Origin of the sequence: Microbacterium terregens (assembly GCF_039534975.1) — a bacterium.
In the GTDB taxonomy this organism is placed as follows: Bacteria; Actinomycetota; Actinomycetes; order Actinomycetales; family Microbacteriaceae; genus Microbacterium; species Microbacterium terregens.
Map to the genome: position 1 here is coordinate 2032809 of NZ_BAAAWH010000001.1, position 20815 is coordinate 2053623.

Sequence of the window (20815 nt, forward strand, 5' to 3'; positions counted from 1 at the left end):
GAACGGTGATCATCGCCGTCTTCCCCGGGCAGGGCTCGCAGACTCCGGGTTTCCTCACGCCGTGGCTCCAGCTCGAAGGCGCCGCCGCGCGTCTGGCCGAGTACTCCGAGTGGGCGGGTGTGGACCTGGTCGCCGCCGGAACCGACTGGGACGCGGATCAGATCCGCGACACTCGGGTGGCCCAACCGCTGATCGTCGCCGCCAGCCTGCTCTCGTGGGGCGCGCTCGCCGAGCGTGCAGCCTTCGCGGGCGTCGCAGGTCACTCGGTGGGTGAGTTCGCCGCCGCCGCGGCCACCGGCGTGCTGAGCGACGAGGATGCCCTGCGCCTCGTGGGGATCCGCGGTCGCGCGATGGCTGAGGCGGCTTCGGCCGAGCAGACCGGAATGAGCGCCATCATCGGCGGCGACGAGCCGTCCATCGTCACGCGGCTGGAGCAGCTCGACCTCACGCCCGCCAACTACAACGGCGCCGGCCAGCTGGTCGCGGCCGGGTCGCTCGCCGCCCTGCAGGCTCTGAGCGCCGACCCGCCGGCCGGAACCCGCGTGATCCCGCTGCAGGTCGCCGGAGCGTTCCACACCCGCTACATGGCGCCCGCCGTGGACGCACTGCGGCAGGCTGCCGCCACCGTCGCGCCCGCCGACCCGGACCGCACCCTCTGGTCCAACCGCGACGGCGCGAGCGTCGGCTCCGGCGCCGAGTTCCTCGATCTGCTCGTCGACCAGGTCGCCTCGCCCGTGCGCTGGGACCTGTGCATGGCCGCCTTCGCGGCCGACGACGTCACCGGCATCGTGGAGTTCTCGCCTGCCGGAACGCTCACCGGCCTGGCCAAGCGCGCGCTGCGCGGCGTGCCCGGCGTTGCCGTCAAGAGCCCCGACGACCTCCTCGTCGCGGCCGCCCTCATCTCGGGAGAGAACGCATGACCAGGCCAACGCTCAAGCAGTCGCAGGGTGTGCCCTTCACCCGCATCTACAGTTACGGCGCCGCGCGTGGTGATCTCACCGTGACGAACGACGAACTGGTCGGTCCGATCGATTCGAGTGACGAATGGATCCGGCAGCGCACCGGCATCATCACCCGCACGCGCGCCTCCGTGGGGATCCTCGCGGTCGATCTGGCCACCGACGCCGCCGTCGAAGCGATCGAGAAGTCCGGCGTGGACCCGGCCGATATCGATCTGGTCATCGTGGCGACCATCAGCAACGTGCAGCAGACACCCTCCGCGGCTGCCGTGGTCGCCGACCGCGTCGGAGCGAATCCCGCCGCCGCATACGACTCGAACGCCGCCTGCGCAGGGTTCGCCTACGGCGTCGCTCAGGCCGACGCGCTGATCCGCACCGGCAGCGCGCACTATGCGCTCGTCATCGGCGCCGAGAAGCTCTCCGACGTCGTGGACCCCACCGATCGCAGCATCTCGTTCCTGCTCGGGGACGGTGCGGGTGCCGTCGTGATCGGACCGAGCGACTTTCCGGGCATCTCCCCCGCCGTATGGGGATCCGACGGCTCGAAGGCGCACGCGGTCGGCATGAACGCGACCCTCATCGACTATCGCGAGGGCGACGCGAATTGGCCCACTCTCCGCCAGGAGGGTCAGACCGTCTTCCGGTGGGCGGTCTGGGACATGGCGAAGGTGGCGAAGCAGGCGCTGGAGGCGGCGGGGATCGAAGCATCCGATCTTGCGGCGTTCATCCCGCACCAGGCCAACATGCGCATCATCGATGAGTTCGCAAAGCAGCTGAAGCTCCCCGACACCGTCATGATCGCGCGCGACATCGAGACGACCGGCAACACGTCTGCGGCGTCCATCCCCCTCGCCACCCACCGTCTGCTCGAGGAGCACCCCGAACTGAGCGGCGGCCTCGCCCTTCAGATCGGGTTCGGTGCCGGACTCGTCTTCGGCGCGCAGGTCGTCGTCCTGCCCTGAGGCGGACGGGACCCGACCCTAGACTGAACAGGCCCCGACGGGGCACCGCCGAAGAACAGGAGAAACAATGGCATTCAGCAACGACGAAGTCCTCGCCGGACTCGCCGAGCTCATCACCGACGAGACGGGGATCTCTGCCGACGAGGTCGCCCTCGAGAAGTCGTTCACGGACGACCTCGACATCGACTCGATCTCGATGATGACGATCGTCGTCAATGCCGAGGAGAAGTTCGGCGTCACGATCCCCGACGACGAGGTCAAGAACCTCAAGACCGTCGGCGACGCCGTCACCTTCATCACGTCGAACCAGGCGTGAGCGCAACCGGTGGGGGCCGCGTGCCCCCACCGGCACATCAGCCGTGGGCCTCCGGCCCTGCCTGCAAGGAAAACAAGGACTCGCCTACATGAGCACGTCACGCATCGTCGTCACCGGAATCGGAGCGTCGTCGCCGATCGGAGGGACCGCTCCGGAGAGCTGGTCCGCCCTGATGAGCGGCGCGTCGGGTGCGCGCACTCTCGACTACGAATGGGTGTCTCAATACGAGCTCCCGGTGACCTTCGCCGCGGAGGCGCTGGTCCGTCCCGAGACGGTGCTCGAGCGCCCCGAAGCCAAGCGTCTCGACCCCGCTGCACAGTTCGCGCTCGTCGCGGCGCGTGAGGCCTGGGCGGATGCCGGCAGCCCCGACGTCGAGCCGGAACGCTTCGGCGTCGACTTCGCAACGGGCATCGGCGGGGTGTGGACGCTGCTGGACGCCTGGGACACCCTGCGAGACAAGGGTCCTCGTCGGGTGATGCCGATGACCGTCCCGATGCTGATGCCGAACGCCGCAGCGGCAGCGGTGTCGATGCACCTGAATGCTCGTGCCTACGCCCGCACCGTCGCTTCGGCCTGCGCGTCGAGCACGGAGTCGATCGTCAATGCGCTGGAGCACCTGCGACTGGGCCTGGCGGACATCGTGATCGCCGGCGGCACCGAGTCCGCCATCCACCCCATCACCGTCGCGTCCTTCGCGTCCATGCAGGCGCTGTCCCGGCGCAACGACGATCCCGCGCACGCCTCGCGTCCGTACAGCGTCGACCGCGACGGCTTCGTCATGGGCGAGGGTGCCGCCGCCGTCGTTCTGGAGACCGAGGCGCACGCACGGGCCCGCGGAGCCAAGATCTACGCTGTCGTGGCCGGCGGCGGCATCACCGCCGACTCGTACCACATCACCGCGCCGGAGCCTGACGGGCTGGGTGCCTCGCGGGCCGTCCGGCTCGCGCTGGAGGCGGCCGGGGCGTCGGTGGACGATGTCACCCACATCAACGCGCACGCCACGTCGACACCGACCGGCGACATCGCGGAGTACCGGGCACTCCGTAGCGTCTTCGGCGACCGGGTGCACGAGATTCCCGTGTCGGCGACCAAAGCATCCACCGGCCATCTGCTGGGAGGAACGGGTGCGCTCGAGGCCATCTTCACGATTCTCGCTCTCCGCGACGGGCACGCTCCGCCCACCATAAACCTGACGACGCAGGACCCCGAGATCCCGCTGCGTGTCTCGGGCACGGCGATCCCCCTCGGTGACGGCCCGCAGCTCGCCATCAGCAACTCGTTCGGCTTCGGCGGGCACAACGCGGTGGTGGCTTTCGCGTCGGTCTGATCCGAGCACGAAGACGCCCCCGCAGACTTCAGCGGGGGCGTCTCTCGTCTCAGGCGGCGATTCGCGGTCTCGGCATCCGGGATTGTCGACCTCCGACTGCTGGTAGTGGCGCCTCGATCCGCCTGAAGTCTTGCGTCGCTAGCTCACTTTGTGCAGCCAGACGACGGACGCGTCATCGCTCGCGTGTCGGAACGGCTCGAGCTCGGCGTCCCACGCTGCGCCCAGTGCCACCTGGAGCTCGTGGTGCAGCTCGACCGGGTCGCCCGCGGCGAGTTCCATGGCGTAACGGATGCGATCCTCGCCGACCACGACGTTGCCTGCGGAGTCGGTCTGTGCGTAATGGATGCCGAGGCCAGGGGTGTGCAGCCACCTTCCGCCGTCGCTGCGGGGTGTGGGATCCTCACTGACCTCGAACCGCAGATGCTCCCACCCGCGGATCGCCGTCGCAAGAGCGGCGCCCGTTCCGGCCGGACCCTCCCAGTAGAACTCAGCTCGGCGGCTGCCGGACAGCACAGGCTGCTCGGCCCAGTCGAAACTCACCGCATGGCCGAGGGCGCGACCGACCGCCCACTCGAGGTGGGGGCACAATGCACGTGGCGCGGAGTGAATGAAGATCACTCCACGCGCCTTGGTCGTCGCCATGATCTCTCCGTTTCGTCAGGTGCGTCTTCCCCTACGACCTGATGCGGAGTGCTCGTGGCGCTATGCGGTTGTGTTTGTCATTATCGCCTACCGCCCCCAGGAATCACAAGCGTGTGATTCAGCGTTTCGCGATGTCGCCGATTCCCGCGCGAGAAAGAGCTGTGGCCCCGATCGATCAGGGTCGGGGCCACAGCGTGCGAGTCGCGACGATCAGGCTTCGCTCATCGCAGTGACTTCTGCCTGCCCCTTCGCGGCGTAATACGCGGCGCGGGCGGCGAGTCGGCGAGCCTGCTCGGCCTGACCGGCATCCAGCACGTCCTGCGGCACCTCGACGTTGGGGACGCGCGCCTGACCGTGGTACTTCTCGATGTAGGCGTCCAGCTCGGGGCCGGACGTCCACGACGTGATCAGGCAGTATCGGGCCGCGTCCCCCGGGTGGGTCGCCGCGTGCCACAGGCGCTGCGTGTCCACGATCAGCTGGGCACCCGCCGGGAGTGCGATCCGGTACTCGACGCTGGGATCCGTGCGGTTCTCACGCAGGACGAAGTAGCTGTCCTTGTCGTCGGTGAGGTTGAAGAATCCGCGGACGACCCAGCCGGTGCCGTCGGGGTTCAAACGGTTGTTGTCATCCTGGTGCAGGTTGTACAGGCAGTCCGCGTAGGTGTTGGGCTGCAGTTCGATCACACGGCAGCGCCCCACGTTCGCACCGGGCTCCTGAGCGCGGCGGGTGAGGTTCGGGGCCTTCTCGACCTGCGACGGGATCCACACGCCGTCCTTGTCCGTGCGCGGCGGCTTGTGATTCCAGAAGCCGTTGCACTCGATGTCGCCAGCGAAGCTGGCCAGCGGCGCGAAGCGGGTGTCGCCGGAGGACTTCCAATCGTTGTACTCGATATCGAGCCACTCCTTGGGGTCCAGCTCCTGGTTGTAGCGGTCGAGGACGACGTAGCCGGTCTCTTCGAGAGCGGCGGATTTGATGTAACCCATGATGCGAATCATGCCTTCCGTAGGGGGCCAGCACGTTTTAACAGGCCCGACTCAGGCAAGCGTACATCCGGGTCCTGGACGTCTTCGGGCGGCGGCGCCGTGGTGTGACCGGGTCGTCTCGGGCCGGCGGGAGGACGCATCAACTAGGCTCGACGGCGGCGTCGCCCGGCCGTCCGGACGGCTTCGCGCGCCACCGCACACAGAGCGATCCGAGGGGCGAACCGACACATGGCAACTGCCACGAACATCGATGCGACCGCCGTCAACACCGTCGCCTGGCTGTCCGCGTCCGAGGCGACCATCGTCGTCCCGGTGTACCAGCGCCAGTACCGGTGGGACATCGGCGCGTGCGAACAGCTCCTGGGCGACATTCGCGCCGTCGCCGATTCCGACGAGCGGCACATGCATTTCATCGGGTCTGTCCTCTCCTCCCTCAGCGTGGATCGCGGATCTGCCGAACTCGTGCTCATCGACGGGCAGCAGCGGATCACCACCCTCATGCTGCTCATCGCCGCTCTTCACCACACCGTCAGATCCGAACGACCGGATCTCGCCGGCGAGCTCGAGCAGGTGCTGGTGCGCGTCTCGGACCGGACGCGGACCAAGCTGCGACCCCACCGCGCGTGGGCGGATGTGTTCGAGAGCGTCGTGATGGATCGCCGGTCCCCCGATGACGAACAGCGCGAGTCCCGCTTCGACGACAACTACGCGTTCTTCCGTAGTCAGATCAGCGTCGAGGAGGCGCCGAGGATCTGGGGCGGTCTGCAGAAGCTGGAGCACGTCGCCATCACCCTCGGCGCGGGTGCGAACGCCCAGCAGATCTTCGAGAGCCTCAACTCCACCGGCGAACCGCTGCGCGATCACGAGCTCATCCACAATTACGTTCTCATGGGGCTCTCGCATGCCGAGCAGAGCGAGATCGAGGACTCGTTCTGGGTGCCCATCGAGCAGAACACCGGCGAATCGATCGGCAGTTTCTGGCGCCACTTCCTGGTGATGAGAACCGGGCGGGAGGTCACGGTCGCCGGCGAACGTGGCGTCTACGACGCCTTCCGCCAGGAGTTCCCGCGACTCGAGCTCGCGAGTCTGCGCGCGCACGCCGCGGAGTGGAAGGAGTACTCGGAGATCTATCGCATCCTGCTGGATCCCGCTCACGCCACCGATGCGGACCTCTCACGGCAGCTGGCCCAGGTCAACACCTTCGGCCGCGGCATGTACCCGCTCGTCATGCGCGCCTATCGCGACTACGCCCGCGGTGAGGTGGAGAAATCGGCGCTGGTGGCCACGCTCGAGTTCATCCAGGCGCTGCTCCTGCGCCGAAGCGTGGTGGGTATCGGTACCGACCGGCTCGTCGCGCGACTCTGCCGTGCCCGGGCGGACGGACAGCGCAGTCTGGAGACCGCGATGAGCCGGATCACACCCTCGGACGAACGCGTGCGAGTGGCACTCAAGTACAGCGACCTTCCGCACCCCGCCTACGTGCTCGGCCGTCTCGCGGACGTCGACACCCTCGCCGATGTCGCAGTCGAGCACGTCTTCCCGCTCGCCCCCGGGGACGCCTGGACCGGAGACGGGACACGCGCCTGGGTCGACTACAGCGACGATGAGCAGAACAGCCACCGCGCCCTCGCCGGCACCCTGGGCAACCTGACACTCCTCGAGGACGCCCTTGCCGAGCGGGTGGCAGACAAGGCGTTCGCGGAGAAACGGGCCGCCTACGCCAGAAGCGGCATCGGCTTGACCCGCGAGGTCGCCGACGTAATGGCCTGGGGCACTGCCGCGATCGCTGCCCGGACCGCCGAACTGACCGACGCCGTGCTGGCGGTGTGGTCGCGCCCGCCCGTCGTCGGCATCGACGATGACGGGCTGACCCCGGTCCTCGATGCCCAGCGCCGCCGAGGATGGCCACGGGGCTGGCAGCGCGAGTTCGAGTACGTCGAGTATCGCGGCGAGCACTGGGAGGTCCACGACGTCAAGTACCTCTTCAACCGCGTCTTCAAACGGCTGTGGGCGGACTCGCGCCCCGCCGTCGTGGCGTTCAGTGCGCGGCGCGGCGGACCCATCTATGCCGCGCAGGCGTGGAACGGCCAGTGGGACGCGCTCGACGAATCCCACTTCCTCTACATGGGCTGGGATTCCAAGTACATGCTCACCGCGGTGCAAGGCGTTCTGGAAGAGGCGGGTCTGGCCGCTGAGGTCTTCGTGAAGTACTCCTACATCGGGGCGGCGATGTAGGAGACCGTGGGGCCTCGGTCTCCGCGCCATCGGTACTGACTCCCGCTGCGCGGTGCGTGATCTGCCCTCGCGAACGCGTTCGGCGCCTGCGCCACCGACACGGGGCGGGACGCACGGGGTCAGGTCCCGTCGCTCGAGTAGTAGCCGAGGATGTCGATGCCGGCTCCGACGAGCGGATAACTCACGAGCAGTATGCCGACGGTGATGACGATTCCGGTGCGGACACGCACACGACTGCTCACTGTCGGGAGTGCGGCATATGCTCCTTCTGTGCCGACCCTCGACGACCTGCGCCGTACCGCCGGCGAGCTCCCCGGGAGTGCGGAGCGTGCGACGACGGGCGGCGCCGCGTGGTTCGTACGCGGCAAGCTCTACGCGTGGGAGTGCCATCCCTGGCCGAGCATTCCCGCAGAGACACGGGCGATCATCGCGGCCGAGCTCGTGGTCGGGGTGAAGGTCGCTGATCGGCTGGACACGCTCGCGCTCGTGGAAATGGCGCCCGACGTGTTCCTGACCACCACGACGCCATGGGGAGAGCCCAAGGTCGCGTTCCGGATGGCCCGCATCGACGACGCGCACCTCGCCGAGCTCATCACGGAGGCGTGGCGGCTACAAGCACCCAAGTACCTGCGGCGGGAGTTCGATGGGGTCGGCTCCTAACACCCCGGGTCCCGAGGTGGTGAGTGTGGCAGTAACAGCCACGACTCCACCGCTCGAGGTCCCTCGCGTTGCGGGACGCGGGTGCGCACGGCGATCAGTGATCGCGTAGCCAGTTCACGACGTACGCCGGCGCTGTGTCGGCGGCCTCCAGGCCGTATGCCAGGTGAGAGCCGTCCATCCAGTACAGCTCTGCGCCCGCGATATGCGCGTGGGCGTAGTCCGCGTTGGCCGGCGGCGCGGTCTTGTCCGAGCGGGCGTGCACGATCAGTGTCGGACAGGTGATGCGCTCCAGCGGCGCAGGAGTGAACGTGGTGAAGTCGTTCTTCATACCCGGACGTCGCCGCGCCGCGCCCAGCGATGCGCGAAGTGTGGCCTCCAACGGCACAGTTCGGCCGGGGATTGCGGCGAGTACGGCAGCTCGTTCTGACGCGACCGCGCTGGGCTCACTGCTCGCCACCCGGAACAGGGCTCTGAGCGTCTGCCTCGTTGCATGGCGCAACAGCCAGAGCTGCGCCCGAGCGAGGGTGTCGCGCGCCAAGAGCTGCGCCGCCACGGTCGGAATCCGGCCCGGAATGCACACCGCGTCGACCTGAACCAGTGTCGACACGCGGTCGGCGTGCCTGGCGGCGAGTTCATAGGCCGCCGGTCCGCCGCCCGAAACAGCGAACACGATGATCCGGTCGATCCTCAGGGCGTCGAGAAGCGCCGCGAGGGCATCACCCTGCTGAGCGAAGGTGCGCCCCGTCGACAGCGGCGTGCCCAGGTATCCCGGCCTGCTGGGAGCGATGATGCGGAACCCGTTGACGCGCAAGGGCTCGGCCGCCACGAGGCCCTGGTCCCACCCGCCGAGGGTGCCGTGGACGGAGAGAATCGGCTCGCCAAGACCCCGCTCGGCATACTCCACCGGACCACAAGCCGTGGGAGCGGTCCGCGGGACTTCTGCAAGGCACTCGCGGTAGTCTTCCGCCGAGGCCATCCGGGGCACAGCATCCATGCCCAATTGTCACAACGCGGGCTGCTCGTCCGCCAGGTAGGTCGGCGGCATCCGCCGACTCAACCCACCAGTCGTCGCTGCGGGTCGCATTTCCTGCGCGCCGCTCGGCCGCGCAAAGTCGGGCACTTGGTGGGGCGGGTGGGACTTGAACCCACGATCGTCGGGTTATGAGCCCGCTGCCTTGACCAGCTTGGCCACCGCCCCTCGAACATCGAGCCTATCGAACGTCGATCATGCGGGTGCGCGTGGCACAATGCCTTCGTGGACCCTGTCGCCTGGCTCGTCGTCGGCATTCTGCTGGCCGCCACCATCATCGCGGTCGCCTGTGCGCCGCGGCTGAAGCGCGACAACCTCCGGCGGCAGCTGGAGGGCGGCGGCGGCACCCTCGGTGGCATCGGCGCCGGCTTCGACGTGGTCTGGCGCCCGTCCGCCGAAGAGGCGCGCGAGCAGTGGCAGGCGCAGCTCGAGGTGCCCGCACCCGCTCCGACTCCCGGCGATCGTGGTCTGGTCCGTGAGGGCCGGATCGTGATCGACGTCTCCGGCTGAGTCGGGCGCAGTCTCAGCGCCGGGGGCGCGTCCCGCCATCGTCGTCGTGCACCGGCGGTTCGGGCCACACCTTCGACACCGCCTCCGTCAACCGAATGGAGCCGGTGCTCGGATGCGCGTCCCGTGGCCTGGTCGCACTTCCGCGCTCGATCGGAAGCTCCTGGCTGTCGCTCAGAACCTGCGGATGGTTGCGCGCGAGCGAGATGACTCCATACACGGCGACCGCGCCGGCGAGTCCGAAGCCGACCAAGGCGGGCCAGGGTGCGGTAGCCGCCTCCTGCAGCACGATCAGACCGATCAGAACGGCCACCATGGGGTCGATGACCGTGAGCCCGGCGATGACCAGGTCCGGGGGCCCTGCCGAATACGCGGTCTGGACGAAGTACGCTCCGACCGCGACGGCGGCGAGCAGCGAGATGAGGCACAGGAGCGTGAGCCACTCGAAGTTGCCCGCCTGCACGCGCTTGATGACCACCTTCGCGAGCGTTGCCACGAAGCCGTAGATGACACCCGAAGCGACGATGTAGAACAGGGCCTGCGCGCGCTTGCGCAACCAGATCCACAGGATGCTGAAGGCGACGACCACGACCAGCAGCAGCACCAGGATCGTGACCAGCTGCTGGTCGGTCACCTTCTGCTCGGTTGCGACGAACGCCGCGATCGTCACGAAGACGAGGATGCCGCCGACGCAGGCGACGATCGCACGGATCGACTTCTTGGTCGGCTTGTGCCCGCTCACGCGGGCATTCAGCAGCGTGGTGATCACCAGCGCGAGAGCACCGAGCGGCTGGACGAGGATGAGTGGAGCCAGCGCCAGGGCGCCCAGCTGGCACAGGATCGCAAGGCCGAGCATCAACGTGCCCACCACCCAGGACGGCCGCCCCAAAAGGCTCAGCAGCTGCCGGCCGGTCAGGCCGGTGCTGCCCGAAGAGCCGGTCAGGCGCTCGACTTTGGCCACGCCGCGGTGCTGATACTGGGCGCCGAACGACATGAAGACCGCACCCAGCAGGGCCAGCGGTATGCCGAAAAGAATGGCGGGATCGCGGAAGACGCCGACCACGTTCTGGGTCACATCTTCGAGCGAAACGGGCAGCCACAGCACCCCTCGACCCTAACCGCCCAGGCCGCTCGATAGGCTCAAGGCGTGGCCGTTCTGCCGATTCGCATCATAGGTGACCCCGTCCTTCATGCCCCCGCTGAGGCGGTGGGTGAGATCACCGATGAGGTGAGGCAGCTCGTCGCGGACATGTTCGAGACGATGGATGCCGCACCCGGGGTCGGCCTGGCCGCCCCGCAGGTGGGCGTGCCGCTGCGGATCTACACCTACAACTACCCGGACGACACCGGCGCACCATGGCGGGGCGTGCTGATCAACCCCGAGCTGTGGATGACACCGCCGGAGCCGGGGCAACCGGACCCCTACGAGGAGTCCGAGGGCTGCCTCTCGTTCCCGGGCGAACGGTTCCCCCTTCGTCGCTCCGATCGGGTCCTGGTCACCGGCGAGGACCTGGACGGGGCACGCGTCGAAATCCGTGTCGACGGGTGGCAGGCCCGGGTCATGCAGCACGAGTTCGATCACCTCGACGGCATCCTCTACGTCGACCGGCTGGACGACAGCGACTGGAAGACCGTTCAGAAGATCGCCCGCAAACGGGGCTGGGGCCGGCCCGGGTCATCGTGGACGCCGGGCGTCGACGACATCGTCGCGTGAGCCTGCACCGCACACGAGGAACGAGCCCGGAGTGGACTCCAGAGCCGTGGATGGCTCGGCATGTCATGGGCCCACCAGTCCGACGACGAGGCGTTGGCCGTCCTCGAGGTCGGCAACGGTGATCGATCAGACCGTGTCGAGCTGTGGGTGTCCGAGATCCCCAGGTCGCCGGCTTCAACCGCGCTCAGGAACCGATTCTCAGCCTGACCCGGGAGCTGTCCGACGGCGCCATCCTCGAGTCCGGTCGCGAGGAACCCTCGCCAGGAACCCATTGCTGCACCCACGCGCGCGCTGTCGGCAGCGAGCCGAATCGAAGTCGCGGGAGGCGCCTGGCCTGGTGCCGTGACCCGGTGACGTCGAACTTCTCAGGATCCGCAGGAGGTTCGAAATGCGCGGGAAAAGGAGAACGACCCGGGGTGGAAGCCCGGGTCGCAGGTGAGGCCCGCGCTAGATGACGCGGGATCCTCGCTCCCCGGCTTGGACTCGAACCAAGAACCTATCGGTTAACAGCCGATTGCTCTGCCAATTGAGCTACCGAGGAAGGCGCCCGCCGAAACGGGCAACTCGATCAGCTTAGCAAAAGGTTGGCCATGCTCTGAACGTCACGACACGACGAGTCGGCGGTCGGCTTCGCCGCTCGGGGTCCACAGCAGCTCGTCGGTGCCGCGGCCATACGCGATGGTGTGACCGCCGCGCAGAACGAGGACGTCTGCGGCGAGCTCGCGCACCACCTCGGCTTCGTTGGTCACGATGAGGGCCGACATCCCGTACGCCTGCCGACGCCGCAGGATCGCGTTGCGGGCCGCCCGGCGCACTTCCACATCCATGTTCGAGAACGGCTCGTCCGCGATGAGGATGCGAGGCTGCAGCACCAGGGCGCGCGCGAAGACGACGCGCTGCCTCATCCCAGCGCTCAGTTCGTACGGGTACTTCGCTGCCGCGCCGAGCGGGAGCATGAGTTCGTCCAGCAGCGTGGCCACCCGCACAGCCAGTGCCCTCTGATTCACACGCCGGTCACGGCTCGTGATCGGCTCACCGATCACTTCGGCGACCGTCATGCGCGCCGGCAGCCGGGCTCCGGCGGTCTGCGGCAGATAGCCGGTCAGGTAGGTCAGCGTCCGGTGGGCCCGCCCGGCTCGACGCACGGCGATTCCCTCGACGTGCGCACTCCCTCCGACCACACCCAGTCCCGGCTCGTCGGCACCCGCGAGCACCGCGAGCAGGCTCGACTTTCCCGATCCCGTCGGGCCCATGACCGCGAGCGTGCCCCCGTGGGACAGCGCGAACGAGACGCCGTCGATGACGCGCACGTCAGGTCCGCCCCGCCCTGCCCGTGCGATCGAGAGGTCACTGGTGCGGATCGCGACGTCGGCATCTGGAGGGTGGGGCATGTGTTCATCCTGCCCTGCGACCTCGTTCTCCGCCAGCGATGACCGTTGAGCGGCGTGCCCCGGCCGGGCTACTGGTCGGATGCGTAGCGCTGACGCTCCACATCCAGCTCCCGCAGCCGCATCCGGATCACGCGACCCTCCTGCGAATCCGGCGCGACGCGCTGGATCGCACCCAGCAGCTCCGTCTTCTCCCGATCCACCGAACGGCCCACCAGCCGTCGTGCGAGAGACGCCGCCGACACGGTCGCCGCCTCATCGGAGAGCGCGGGGAAGTTCGCGGTGAGCAGCTCCGCCGCAAGAGACCGATAAGGCTCGCGCACGACGGACACGGCATCCGCCGCCCAACCGGGTCGACTCATGTCGGCCGCGGCGGCGACGGCCTGGCGGACGGCATCCAGAGCAGGATGCCGGAACGGCAGCGAGAGGGATCGCTCGAGCAGACTCGCGTCGAGGCGGTGACCGAATTGGAGGATGCCCATCAGGGCGTCACGCTCGAGCGCGACCTCTGCGGTACGCGGAAGCGAGGCGATCGTGACGCGGGCCATCGGGTCCGGCAGGCCGGGTTCCTGCGGTGCGGCCGGAGTCGCGACCCCCTCCCCCTGGCGCTGCGAGGCGCTGCGTGCGGCGCGTTCGACTGCGGCCCGCACCTCCGCCAATTCCAGCCCGAGTCGTCGTGCGAGCACCCGCACGTAGCCGGGACGAAGCGAGGGGTCGCGGATCTCGGCGACGATCGGTGCGGCAGCACGCAGGCCGCCGGCACGCCCTTCCACCGTCGACAGGTCGAACCCGGCCAGTCGCTGATCGATGACGAACTCGAACATCGGGACCTTGTTGTCCATGAGCGCGCGTACCGCACCGTCGCCGCGCTGCAGTCGCAGGTCGCACGGGTCGAGGCCGCCGGGCGCCACGGCCACATACGTCTGCGCCGCGAAGCGCTTCTCCTCGCCGAACGCGCGCAGTGCGGCCTTCTGCCCGGCGGCGTCGGGATCGAACGTGAAGACGACCTCGCCGGAGGCGGAATCATCCCCCATCACGCGACGCAGGACCGTGATGTGGTCTGTGCCGAACGACGTGCCGCAGCTGGCGATGGCCGTCGTGATCCCGGCCAGGTGGCACGCCATCACGTCGGTATAACCCTCGACGACGACCACGCGGTGCGCGCGCGAGATGTCGCGTTTGGCCAGATCGAGACCGTAGAGCACGTGCGATTTGCGGTAGATCGGAGTCTCTGGCGTGTTGAGGTACTTGGGTCCCTGGTCGTCCTCGTACAGCTTGCGTGCGCCGAATCCGATCACCTGGCTCGTGACGTCGCGGATCGGCCAGACCGCACGGCCTCGGAAGCGGTCGTAGACTCCGCGCTGGCCCTGCGAGACCAGGCCCGCCGCGCTGAGCTCGTCGTCGCTGAATCCGAGCTTGTGCAGAGCATCCCGCACGTTGGACCACCCCTTGGGGGCGTAGCCGACGCCGAAGTGCGCCGCTGCCCCCGCGTCGAACCCGCGCTCACCGAGGAATCGCCGGGCCGTCTCGGCCTCGGCGGTCGCCAGCTGGCTACGGAAGTACTCGGCGGCTGCCCCGTTCGCGGCGTAGAGCCGCGCTCGGCCCGTCGTCTCCGGTACCGCTCCGCCGTCCTCGTAGCGCAGGGTGTAGCCGATGCGACCGGCGAGCCGCTCCACCGCCTCGGTGAACGAGACATGATCCATCGCGCGCAGGAACGAGTACACGTCACCGGACTCGTTGCAGCCGAAGCAGTGGTAGAACCCCGCCTGAGCGCGGACATTGAAGCTCGGACTGCGTTCGTCGTGGAAGGGGCACAGGCCTTTCAAGGACCCGATGCCGGCCGGCTTGAGGGCGACCCGCTCGCCGATGATATCGGCGATGTTCGTGCGCGCCTTGACCTCGTCGACGTCGGCCTGCAGGATCCGCCCGGCCATCAGTGCTCGGTCCCGGTTCCGCGACCGGGGCGCGACGAGCCGGGCGCCCACACGCCCAGCGATGCGGCATCCACCTCGCCGACCAGGCGACCGTGCCAGGCGATCGCATGCTGATCCGTCAGGCTCGCGACCTGGTCCACGACCGCGCGACGGCGCGCGGCATCCGTCTGCGCGCCTCCGAAGTCCTCGGCGTACACGGCGTCAAGGTTCTCGGGCTGCTCCCACAACGCCGACGCCAGGCGCTTGAGCACCCGGCGCTGCTCTTTGTACACGGTCTTGCGCCCCTCGATCGACACGACCACCGCCCCGATGATGCCCTTGAGGACGGCCATCTCGGCCTCCACCACGCGCGGGACGACGACGTGGGCACGATAGCGCGTCAACACCGACGTGGAGTAGGCCTCGCGGGTCGCCGCCGTCGCGGCGCGCGCAAATCGTCCGATGAGATCCGAGGTGAGGTTCTTCAGGCGCGCGTGAGATGCGCGGGTCCCATCGAAGGACGCGATCCACTCCGGCAGGCGCATGAGGCGGTAGAGGGCGTCCTCGAGTTCGTCGCGGGCGAAGTCGAAGCCGACCCACGACTGGATTGCCGAGAGCAGCGCGGCGTGCTCGGAACCGGCGGACAGGAATGCCGGGTCGAGGTACCCGTTGACGATCGCATCTTCGAAGTCGTGCACCGAGTAGGCGATGTCGTCGGAGAGATCCATCACCTCCGCCTCGATGCAGCGCACGCGGCCGGGAGCGTCGGCGCGGAGCCAACGGAAGACGTCCTCGTCATCCGGATAGACCCCGAACTTGAGCCGCCCACCGGGGTCGGGCAGCGGGTGCTCCGACGTCCACGGGTACTTGCACGTCGCGTCGAGGCTCGCCCTGGTCAGGTTCAGCCCGTGACTGCGCCCCGCCTGGTCGATCACCTTCGGCTCCAGGCGGGTCAGAATGCGCAGCGTCTGCGCATTCCCCTCGAAGCCTCCGCAGTCCTCGGCCCAGTCGTTGAGGGCGCGTTCCCCGTTGTGCCCGAACGGCGGATGACCGAGATCGTGACTGAGACAGGCGGTATCGACGACGTCGGGCGACAGCTGCAGCGCGGTGGCGAGTTCTCTTCCCACCTGAGCGACCTCGAGGGAGTGGGTGAGCCGATTGCGTGCGAAATCCGCCGGGCTCGCCGGGCTGAGCACCTGGGTCTTGGCGGCGAGACGACGAAGCGCGGCGGAGTGCAGGACCCGTGCTCTGTCCCGCGCGAAGTCGTCACGCCGAGAACGATGGTGCTCGGGGTAGAAGCGCGCGGCGTCCGCGTCGTCATAGCCTGCGGGGCGCTCGAGCGAAACCCGCACGGCCCCGTCAGCCGCCACTGGTGTCCAGTTCCGCGTCGGCGAGGGTGACGGATGCCTCGATCCCGAGGTCACGCGAGTCCAGCCACCCCTCGGGGAGCGCGGGTCGTTTCGGAGTGCCCGAACGACCCCGTTGACCTTCGGCGGCAGCGCCCGGATAGGGCGCGTCGAGTTCGAGAGTCGCCAGGAGAGCGTCGATCTCGTCCAGGGTGGACGCGGTCGCCAGCGCGGCCCGGGTGTCGCCCCCGACCGGATAGCCCTTGAAGTACCAGGCGACGTGCTTGCGGATGTCGCGGCATCCCCGTCCTTCGTCCTCGAAGAACTCCACCAGCAGTTCAGCGTGCCGGCGGAAGGCGCGAGCGACGAAGGCGAGCGTGGCATCCACCGGGGCGCCGGCAGCGGCCTCCGGGGCGCCGAAGGCGCGCGCGAGGTCGCCGAAGAGCCAGGGCCGGCCGAGGCACCCGCGGCCGACGACAACGCCGTCGCATCCGGTTTCGGCCATCATGCGCACCGCGTCCGCGGCCGACCAGATGTCGCCGTTGCCCAGCACCGGGACGCTCGTGACGGCCTGTTTGAGCGCCGCGATCGCGGACCAGTCGGCCTGACCGGAGTAGAACTCCGATGCGGTGCGCGCATGCAGCGCGATGGCCGCGACCCCGGCGTCCTCAGCGATCCGTCCGGCGTCCAGGAAGGTGAGGTGGTCGGAATCGATGCCCTTTCGCATCTTGATCGTCAGCGGGATCTCACCCGCCGCACGGGCCGCGCGCGACACGATCTCGCGGAAGAGCTCGAGCTTCCACGGCAGCGCCGCACCGCCGCCCTTGCGGGTGACTTTCGGGACCGGACACCCGAAGTTCAGATCGATGTGGTCGGCCCGATCCTCCTCGACCAGCACGCGCACGGCCGCCTCGACCGTTGCCGGATCCACGCCGTACAGCTGGATGGAGCGCGGAGTCTCGGACTCGTGGTGGGTGATCAGGCGCATCGTCGTCGCGTTTCGCTCGACGAGTGCGCGCGAGGTGATCATCTCCGAGACGTAGAGGCCGGCACCGTACTCGCGACATAGACGGCGGAACGCGGTATTGGTGATGCCCGCCATCGGCGCCAGCACGACAGGCGCATCGAGCGCGATGGGCCCGATGCGCAGTACAGGTGCGGGAGCGATGGCAGTGGTCACAGCATCCATTCTCCCAGAACGCGGCCGGGTCCCGGCCGCCGCTACTAGCCTGTGAATATGACAGAGGCGACCACGACCGATCTGCGCAGCATCCCGTTCGACACGGCCGACGGCGGCACCGCGACTCTCGCAGACTATGCCGATCGCGTCGTGCTCGTGGTGAACGTGGCGTCCAAGTGCGGGCTGGCCCCGCAGTACGAGCAGCTCGAGGAGCTGCAGCGCGCGTATGCGGACCGCGGGTTCACCGTGCTCGGCTTTCCCTGCAACCAGTTCATGGGGCAGGAACCCGGCTCGATGGAGGAGATCCTCGAGTACTGCGCGACGACCTGGGGTGTGTCCTTCCCGATCCTCGACAAGGTGAAAGTCAACGGCGGCAAGGCCGCTCCGCTCTACAAGGCATTGAAGAAGGCGGTCGACGCCGAAGGCGCCAAGGGACCGATCCTCTGGAACTTCGAGAAGTTCGTCCTCACGCCGGCAGGCGACGTCCACCGGTTTCGACCGAAGGTGAAGCCCGACGACCCGGCGATCGTCGAGCTCATCGAGTCCCACCTCCCCCGCTGACTGCGGGGGACGGCTCAGACTTCGGCCGGCTCCCGACGCTCGTCCCACACCTGGCGGACGATCTGCGCGAATGCCTCCGCGGGCTGGGCCCCGGAGACGCCGTACTTGCCGTCGATCACGAAGAACGGGACGCCGTTGATGCCGTACGCGGTCGCCTGCGCCTGGTCGGCACGCACCGCGGGCAGATAGCGACCGCTCTGCAGCGCCTCGCGCGCCGCGTCAGCATCGAGCCCGACGTCCGCAGCCAGCAGGACGAGCTCGTCGTCGCGGCCGAGGTGGCGTCCTTCCGTGAAGTACGCGGACATCAGCCGCTCCGCCAGTTCGTTCTGGCGGCCGTGGTCCTTGGCGAAGTGCAGCAGCTCGTGGGCCTTGACCGTGTTCGTGTGCTTGAGCAGATCGAAACGGTACGCCAGGCCCGCATCTGCCGCGACACCGCTCACACGATCGAGCATCTCTGTAGCCTGCTCCGGCGAGATGCCCTTGTGGCGAGAGAGGTACTCCGCCTCGCCGCCCTCGAAATCGACCGGCGTGTCCGGAGACAGCTCGAACGAGTGGAACTCCACCTCGACCGCGGGAGCGTCGTCGTCTTCGGACGCCTGCTCCAGCCCCTTCTCCAGATTTCGCTTCCCGATGTAGCACCACGGGCAGGCGATGTCACTCCACACGTCGATCTTGATGGCATCCGTCATTTCGTCTGCAACCACGCCGACCAGACGAGAATTCCCGACACGTGTGGCGTGAAAACACCGGGCCGCGAGTTTGTGCAAGGATGACCCCGGCGCACGTGTCCACCGGGGAGTGCGCAGAGAACTCGGTGAGGCACCGTGCGGTTCAGGGGAACCCGTCGCGCTGACAGTACAGCGCGACGATCACGTCGCTTGGGGGCGACGTTGGGATGGTCGATCGGCATACTTGCCATCGCCCTCTTCGGCGTTGCCGGCGCCGCGGTCGCCGGCGGTCAGGTGGGCCAGCTGCTGGGCGCATCGCCGTCCGCGTCCGCGTCTCCCGATCCGACTGCGACCCCGACACCGTCAGTGACCCGGACTCCCACGCCGACGCCCACTCCGACGCCGCCGCCTCCGCCGCCCGTTCCGGTGTCGCCCGCGGACGCCACATGTGCGACCTCCGTCACGATGTCGATCTGGGCCCATTACGACGACGACCTCATCTTCGGAAACCCCACGCTGCAGGACGCGATCGCGGGGGGAGAGTGCATCCGCTCGGTCTTCCTCACCGCCTCCGACGCGGGTCGCGGGACCGACTACTCCAAGGGACGTGAGCTCGGCATCCTGCGCGCGTACAACACGATGCGCGGGCAGCAGGGGTTCTGGGCGGAGCACCCCGTCACGCTGCTGTCCGGCGCGGTGCTGAGCCAGTGGTCGCCGCAGGACGACCCCGACATCACGGTGTCCTTCCTGCGCCTGCCGGACGGCAACCTGTCCGGCGACGGGTTCGCCTCCACCGGCTATGGCAGCCTGCCCAAGCTGCTCAACGGAGTTCTCCCGGCCCTGGCCCCCATCAGCGGAGCGCCGCCGCTGTCATCCGAGTCGCTCGTCGCCTCGCTCGCCGAGCTGGTGCAGGCATACCATCCCGCACGCATCGTCACCCACGTCCCGGCCAACGCGGCCGAGCACGCTGCGGGAGATCATCCCGATCACGGTACGACCGGGATATACGCCCGCGCAGCGTGGCAGCGCGCAGGCTTCCCCGGCAGTGAGGTCCGCTACGCCGTGGGCTACCCGTCCGAATGGTTTGAGATCAACGTCACCGGCGATGCTCTGGTCCGCAAACTCGATGCGTTCCGCATCTATGCCGAGCAGGATTCCGTCGTCACGTGCGCCACGGATGCCGCGTGCCTGGCCAAGCCCCGTTTCGGTGCGTGGCTGCAGCGCAGCTATCTGGCGATGGATGCCGAGCTCTTCCCCGCGGGCTGAGCGAGGACTGCCCGCGGACCGGGCTCCGCGGCGGGGCCGGACAGACGGTATGGGATGATCGAAGAGATCCCCGACGGGATGCGGACACACATCAGCTTCGGGAACGGTGGGCATGGCGCGCTTCGCACGCACGGCTGCCGAACGAGTCCGACCCGCCCGGCCCTTCACGGTCGTTGGAGCACTTCTGGGCATTCTTGCGCTGGTCGGCTGCACCACCGGTGCCGTCCCCGGGCTGCGCGGCATCGATCGCGAGCCGAGCGACAGCACGACCTCAGCGCCGAGTCCAAACCCCACCCCGCTCACCGAGGTCGAACCGCCCACGTCGATACCGACGCCTCCGCTGTGCGCGGAGACGACGATGTCGGTGTGGGCGCACCCGGATGACGACCTGCTCTTCCTTCAGACGGTGATCGGCGCGGACATCGCCGCCGGCGACTGCGTGCGGACGGTATTTCTGACCTCGGGTGACGCGGGTCGCGGCGCGGAGTACTCGAACGGCCGGGAAGCCGGCCTCATGCGTGCGTACGACGTCATGCGCGGCGCGAGCACGCCGTGGGTGGCTCGATCATCGTCTCTGGGAACGGGCGCCCAGACGACGGTGTGGCAGCCCGCCGATGACCCCCGGCTGTCCATCGTCTTCTTCCACCTGCCCGATGGGAACCTCTACGGGCAGGGCTACCCCGCGACCGGTGAGCTCAGTCTCGCCAAGCTCGCCGCCGACAAGATCCTGACGATCCCGAGCGTCGGCGACACCTATCGGCTGAGCTGGGGCCAGATCGTGGACTCGCTGCGCGAACTCATCGGGCAGTTCGCTCCGACGACCTATCACACTCATGTTCCTGGGAGCGCTCAGCCCTGGGCCAAGGGCGATCATGCCGACCACGCCATCACCGGCATCCTGGGCCGATCGGCGTGGCAGGCGGCCGGGCTCCCGGAGAGTCAGGTCAGGTACGCGGTCGGTTACCAGACGCTGGACTACCCGCCGAACCTGTCCGGCGCGGTGCTGGATCGCAAGATCGCGGCGTTCCGCGTCTATGCGGCCGGCGACTCGGTCGTGATCGGGTGCCACGACGATGCGAGCTGTCTCGCGCTCCCCCGCTTCGGCGACTGGCTGCAGCGTGAGTACACGCGCACGGAGGCGGAGCTGTGGCAGTGAG

At 68.5% G+C, this 20815-nt stretch carries 20 protein-coding genes and 2 tRNA genes; 11 read left to right on the top strand and 11 right to left on the bottom strand.

What is annotated here, in order from left to right; all coding sequences use genetic code 11:
* The first annotated feature begins 5 nt into the window (after nt 1–5).
* The 4 genes from ABD655_RS09285 to ABD655_RS09300 all read left to right on the top strand — a co-directional run bounded on the left by ABD655_RS09285 (nt 6) and on the right by ABD655_RS09300 (nt 3564).
* Nucleotides 6–920 carry an ACP S-malonyltransferase gene (locus tag ABD655_RS09285; protein WP_344713418.1) on the top strand — a complete coding sequence of 305 codons (915 nt, stop codon included), beginning with the start codon at nt 6–8 and terminating at the stop codon, nt 918–920.
* A complete protein-coding gene (locus ABD655_RS09290; RefSeq protein WP_344713420.1) occupies nt 917–1921 on the top strand; it encodes a beta-ketoacyl-ACP synthase III in 1005 nt (334 codons plus the stop codon). Before ABD655_RS09285 ends, ABD655_RS09290 begins: the two co-directional genes overlap by 4 nt.
* Nucleotides 1922–1988: 67 nt before the next feature.
* The gene (locus tag ABD655_RS09295; protein WP_091706648.1) at nt 1989–2237 is read left to right on the top strand and encodes an acyl carrier protein; all 249 of its coding nucleotides are present in this window, start codon (nt 1989–1991) and stop codon (nt 2235–2237) included.
* 88 nt (nt 2238–2325) lie between these two features.
* On the top strand, nt 2326–3564 hold the full coding sequence (locus ABD655_RS09300; RefSeq protein WP_344713422.1) for a beta-ketoacyl-[acyl-carrier-protein] synthase family protein: 1239 nt from the start codon (nt 2326–2328) through the stop codon (nt 3562–3564).
* A gap of 138 nt (nt 3565–3702) precedes the next feature.
* Here the strand turns inward: ABD655_RS09300 and ABD655_RS09305 are convergent, their stop codons facing one another.
* Together ABD655_RS09305 and ABD655_RS09310 are read right to left on the bottom strand one after the other, a co-directional pair.
* Nucleotides 3703–4206 (bottom strand): DUF3145 domain-containing protein, encoded by a 504-nt coding sequence (locus ABD655_RS09305; RefSeq protein ID WP_344713424.1) that lies wholly within the window; start codon nt 4204–4206, stop codon nt 3703–3705.
* A gap of 210 nt (nt 4207–4416) precedes the next feature.
* Nucleotides 4417–5190: a hypothetical protein gene (locus tag ABD655_RS09310; protein ID WP_344713425.1), complete on the bottom strand. Its 774-nt coding sequence runs from the start codon at nt 5188–5190 to the stop codon at nt 4417–4419.
* A gap of 228 nt (nt 5191–5418) precedes the next feature.
* Between ABD655_RS09310 and ABD655_RS09315 the strand changes: the two genes are divergently transcribed.
* Both ABD655_RS09315 and ABD655_RS09320 read left to right on the top strand, forming a co-directional pair.
* The gene (locus ABD655_RS09315; RefSeq protein ID WP_344713427.1) at nt 5419–7425 is read left to right on the top strand and encodes a DUF262 domain-containing protein; all 2007 of its coding nucleotides are present in this window, start codon (nt 5419–5421) and stop codon (nt 7423–7425) included.
* Nucleotides 7426–7695: 270 nt separating this feature from the next.
* A complete protein-coding gene (locus ABD655_RS09320; RefSeq protein WP_344713428.1) occupies nt 7696–8085 on the top strand; it encodes an MmcQ/YjbR family DNA-binding protein in 390 nt (129 codons plus the stop codon).
* 94 nt (nt 8086–8179) lie between these two features.
* On the opposite strand, the gene ABD655_RS09325 is transcribed toward ABD655_RS09320, so the two are convergent.
* Together ABD655_RS09325 and ABD655_RS09330 are read right to left on the bottom strand one after the other, a co-directional pair.
* Nucleotides 8180–9079, bottom strand: coding sequence for an alpha/beta fold hydrolase (locus tag ABD655_RS09325; protein ID WP_344713430.1), 900 nt, complete (start codon nt 9077–9079; stop codon nt 8180–8182).
* Between the two features lie 127 nt (nt 9080–9206).
* A tRNA-Ile gene (locus ABD655_RS09330) sits at nt 9207–9283 on the bottom strand.
* A gap of 57 nt (nt 9284–9340) precedes the next feature.
* Here ABD655_RS09330 and ABD655_RS09335 point away from each other — a divergent pair.
* Nucleotides 9341–9625: a hypothetical protein gene (locus ABD655_RS09335; RefSeq protein ID WP_344713432.1), complete on the top strand. Its 285-nt coding sequence runs from the start codon at nt 9341–9343 to the stop codon at nt 9623–9625.
* Between the two features lie 13 nt (nt 9626–9638).
* Here ABD655_RS09335 and ABD655_RS09340 read toward each other — a convergent pair whose 3' ends face one another.
* Nucleotides 9639–10727: a DMT family transporter gene (locus ABD655_RS09340; protein WP_378721485.1), complete on the bottom strand. Its 1089-nt coding sequence runs from the start codon at nt 10725–10727 to the stop codon at nt 9639–9641.
* A gap of 42 nt (nt 10728–10769) precedes the next feature.
* Here ABD655_RS09340 and def point away from each other — a divergent pair, with 42 nt between their 5' ends.
* A complete protein-coding gene (gene def, locus ABD655_RS09345; protein ID WP_344713434.1) occupies nt 10770–11336 on the top strand; it encodes a peptide deformylase in 567 nt (188 codons plus the stop codon).
* A 468-nt stretch (nt 11337–11804) separates the two neighbouring features.
* Here def and ABD655_RS09350 read toward each other — a convergent pair.
* The 5 genes from ABD655_RS09350 to dusB form a co-directional block, all read right to left on the bottom strand.
* Nucleotides 11805–11877: transfer RNA gene (locus ABD655_RS09350), tRNA-Asn, on the bottom strand.
* 61 nt (nt 11878–11938) lie between these two features.
* A complete protein-coding gene (locus tag ABD655_RS09355) occupies nt 11939–12727 on the bottom strand; it encodes an ATP-binding cassette domain-containing protein (RefSeq protein ID WP_344713436.1) in 789 nt (262 codons plus the stop codon).
* A gap of 68 nt (nt 12728–12795) precedes the next feature.
* On the bottom strand, nt 12796–14658 hold the full coding sequence (gene dnaG, locus ABD655_RS09360; RefSeq protein WP_344713438.1) for a DNA primase: 1863 nt from the start codon (nt 14656–14658) through the stop codon (nt 12796–12798).
* Nucleotides 14658–16007, bottom strand: a complete 1350-nt coding sequence (locus tag ABD655_RS09365) for a deoxyguanosinetriphosphate triphosphohydrolase (protein ID WP_344713439.1) — start codon at nt 16005–16007, stop codon at nt 14658–14660. Before ABD655_RS09365 ends, dnaG begins: the two co-directional genes overlap by 1 nt.
* On the bottom strand, nt 15997–17172 hold the full coding sequence (gene dusB, locus ABD655_RS09370; protein WP_378721488.1) for a tRNA dihydrouridine synthase DusB: 1176 nt from the start codon (nt 17170–17172) through the stop codon (nt 15997–15999). Before dusB ends, ABD655_RS09365 begins: the two co-directional genes overlap by 11 nt.
* 48 nt (nt 17173–17220) lie before the next feature.
* On the opposite strand from dusB, the gene ABD655_RS09375 reads away from it, so the two are divergent.
* Nucleotides 17221–17724 carry a glutathione peroxidase gene (locus ABD655_RS09375; RefSeq protein WP_344713442.1) on the top strand — a complete coding sequence of 168 codons (504 nt, stop codon included), beginning with the start codon at nt 17221–17223 and terminating at the stop codon, nt 17722–17724.
* 14 nt (nt 17725–17738) lie between these two features.
* Here ABD655_RS09375 and ABD655_RS09380 read toward each other — a convergent pair whose 3' ends face one another.
* Nucleotides 17739–18413, bottom strand: coding sequence for a DsbA family oxidoreductase (locus tag ABD655_RS09380; RefSeq protein ID WP_344715784.1), 675 nt, complete (start codon nt 18411–18413; stop codon nt 17739–17741).
* Nucleotides 18414–18602: 189 nt separating this feature from the next.
* Between ABD655_RS09380 and ABD655_RS09385 the strand changes: the two genes are divergently transcribed.
* Nucleotides 18603–19658 (top strand): PIG-L deacetylase family protein, encoded by a 1056-nt coding sequence (locus ABD655_RS09385; RefSeq protein WP_344713444.1) that lies wholly within the window; start codon nt 18603–18605, stop codon nt 19656–19658.
* A gap of 112 nt (nt 19659–19770) precedes the next feature.
* The gene (locus ABD655_RS09390) at nt 19771–20814 is read left to right on the top strand and encodes a PIG-L deacetylase family protein (RefSeq protein WP_344713446.1); all 1044 of its coding nucleotides are present in this window, start codon (nt 19771–19773) and stop codon (nt 20812–20814) included.
* Nucleotide 20815: the final 1 nt, after the last annotated feature.

Excerpts from the sequence above, each read along its gene's own strand:
- dusB (WP_378721488.1), bottom strand. The coding sequence starts at position 17,172 with ATGGATGCTGTGACCACTGCCATCGCTCCCGCACCTGTACTGCGCATC.
- ABD655_RS09300 (WP_344713422.1), top strand. The coding sequence starts at position 2,326 with ATGAGCACGTCACGCATCGTCGTCACCGGAATCGGAGCGTCGTCGCCG.
- ABD655_RS09295 (WP_091706648.1), top strand. The coding sequence starts at position 1,989 with ATGGCATTCAGCAACGACGAAGTCCTCGCCGGACTCGCCGAGCTCATC.
- ABD655_RS09355 (WP_344713436.1), bottom strand. The coding sequence starts at position 12,727 with ATGCCCCACCCTCCAGATGCCGACGTCGCGATCCGCACCAGTGACCTC.
- dnaG (WP_344713438.1), bottom strand. The coding sequence starts at position 14,658 with ATGGCCGGGCGGATCCTGCAGGCCGACGTCGACGAGGTCAAGGCGCGC.
- ABD655_RS09290 (WP_344713420.1), top strand. The coding sequence starts at position 917 with ATGACCAGGCCAACGCTCAAGCAGTCGCAGGGTGTGCCCTTCACCCGC.
- ABD655_RS09315 (WP_344713427.1), top strand. The coding sequence starts at position 5,419 with ATGGCAACTGCCACGAACATCGATGCGACCGCCGTCAACACCGTCGCC.
- ABD655_RS09305 (WP_344713424.1), bottom strand. The coding sequence starts at position 4,206 with ATGGCGACGACCAAGGCGCGTGGAGTGATCTTCATTCACTCCGCGCCA.
- ABD655_RS09375 (WP_344713442.1), top strand. The coding sequence starts at position 17,221 with ATGACAGAGGCGACCACGACCGATCTGCGCAGCATCCCGTTCGACACG.
- ABD655_RS09380 (WP_344715784.1), bottom strand. The coding sequence starts at position 18,413 with ATGACGGATGCCATCAAGATCGACGTGTGGAGTGACATCGCCTGCCCG.
- ABD655_RS09390 (WP_344713446.1), top strand. The coding sequence starts at position 19,771 with ATGGCGCGCTTCGCACGCACGGCTGCCGAACGAGTCCGACCCGCCCGG.
- ABD655_RS09325 (WP_344713430.1), bottom strand. The coding sequence starts at position 9,079 with ATGGATGCTGTGCCCCGGATGGCCTCGGCGGAAGACTACCGCGAGTGC.
- ABD655_RS09310 (WP_344713425.1), bottom strand. The coding sequence starts at position 5,190 with ATGGGTTACATCAAATCCGCCGCTCTCGAAGAGACCGGCTACGTCGTC.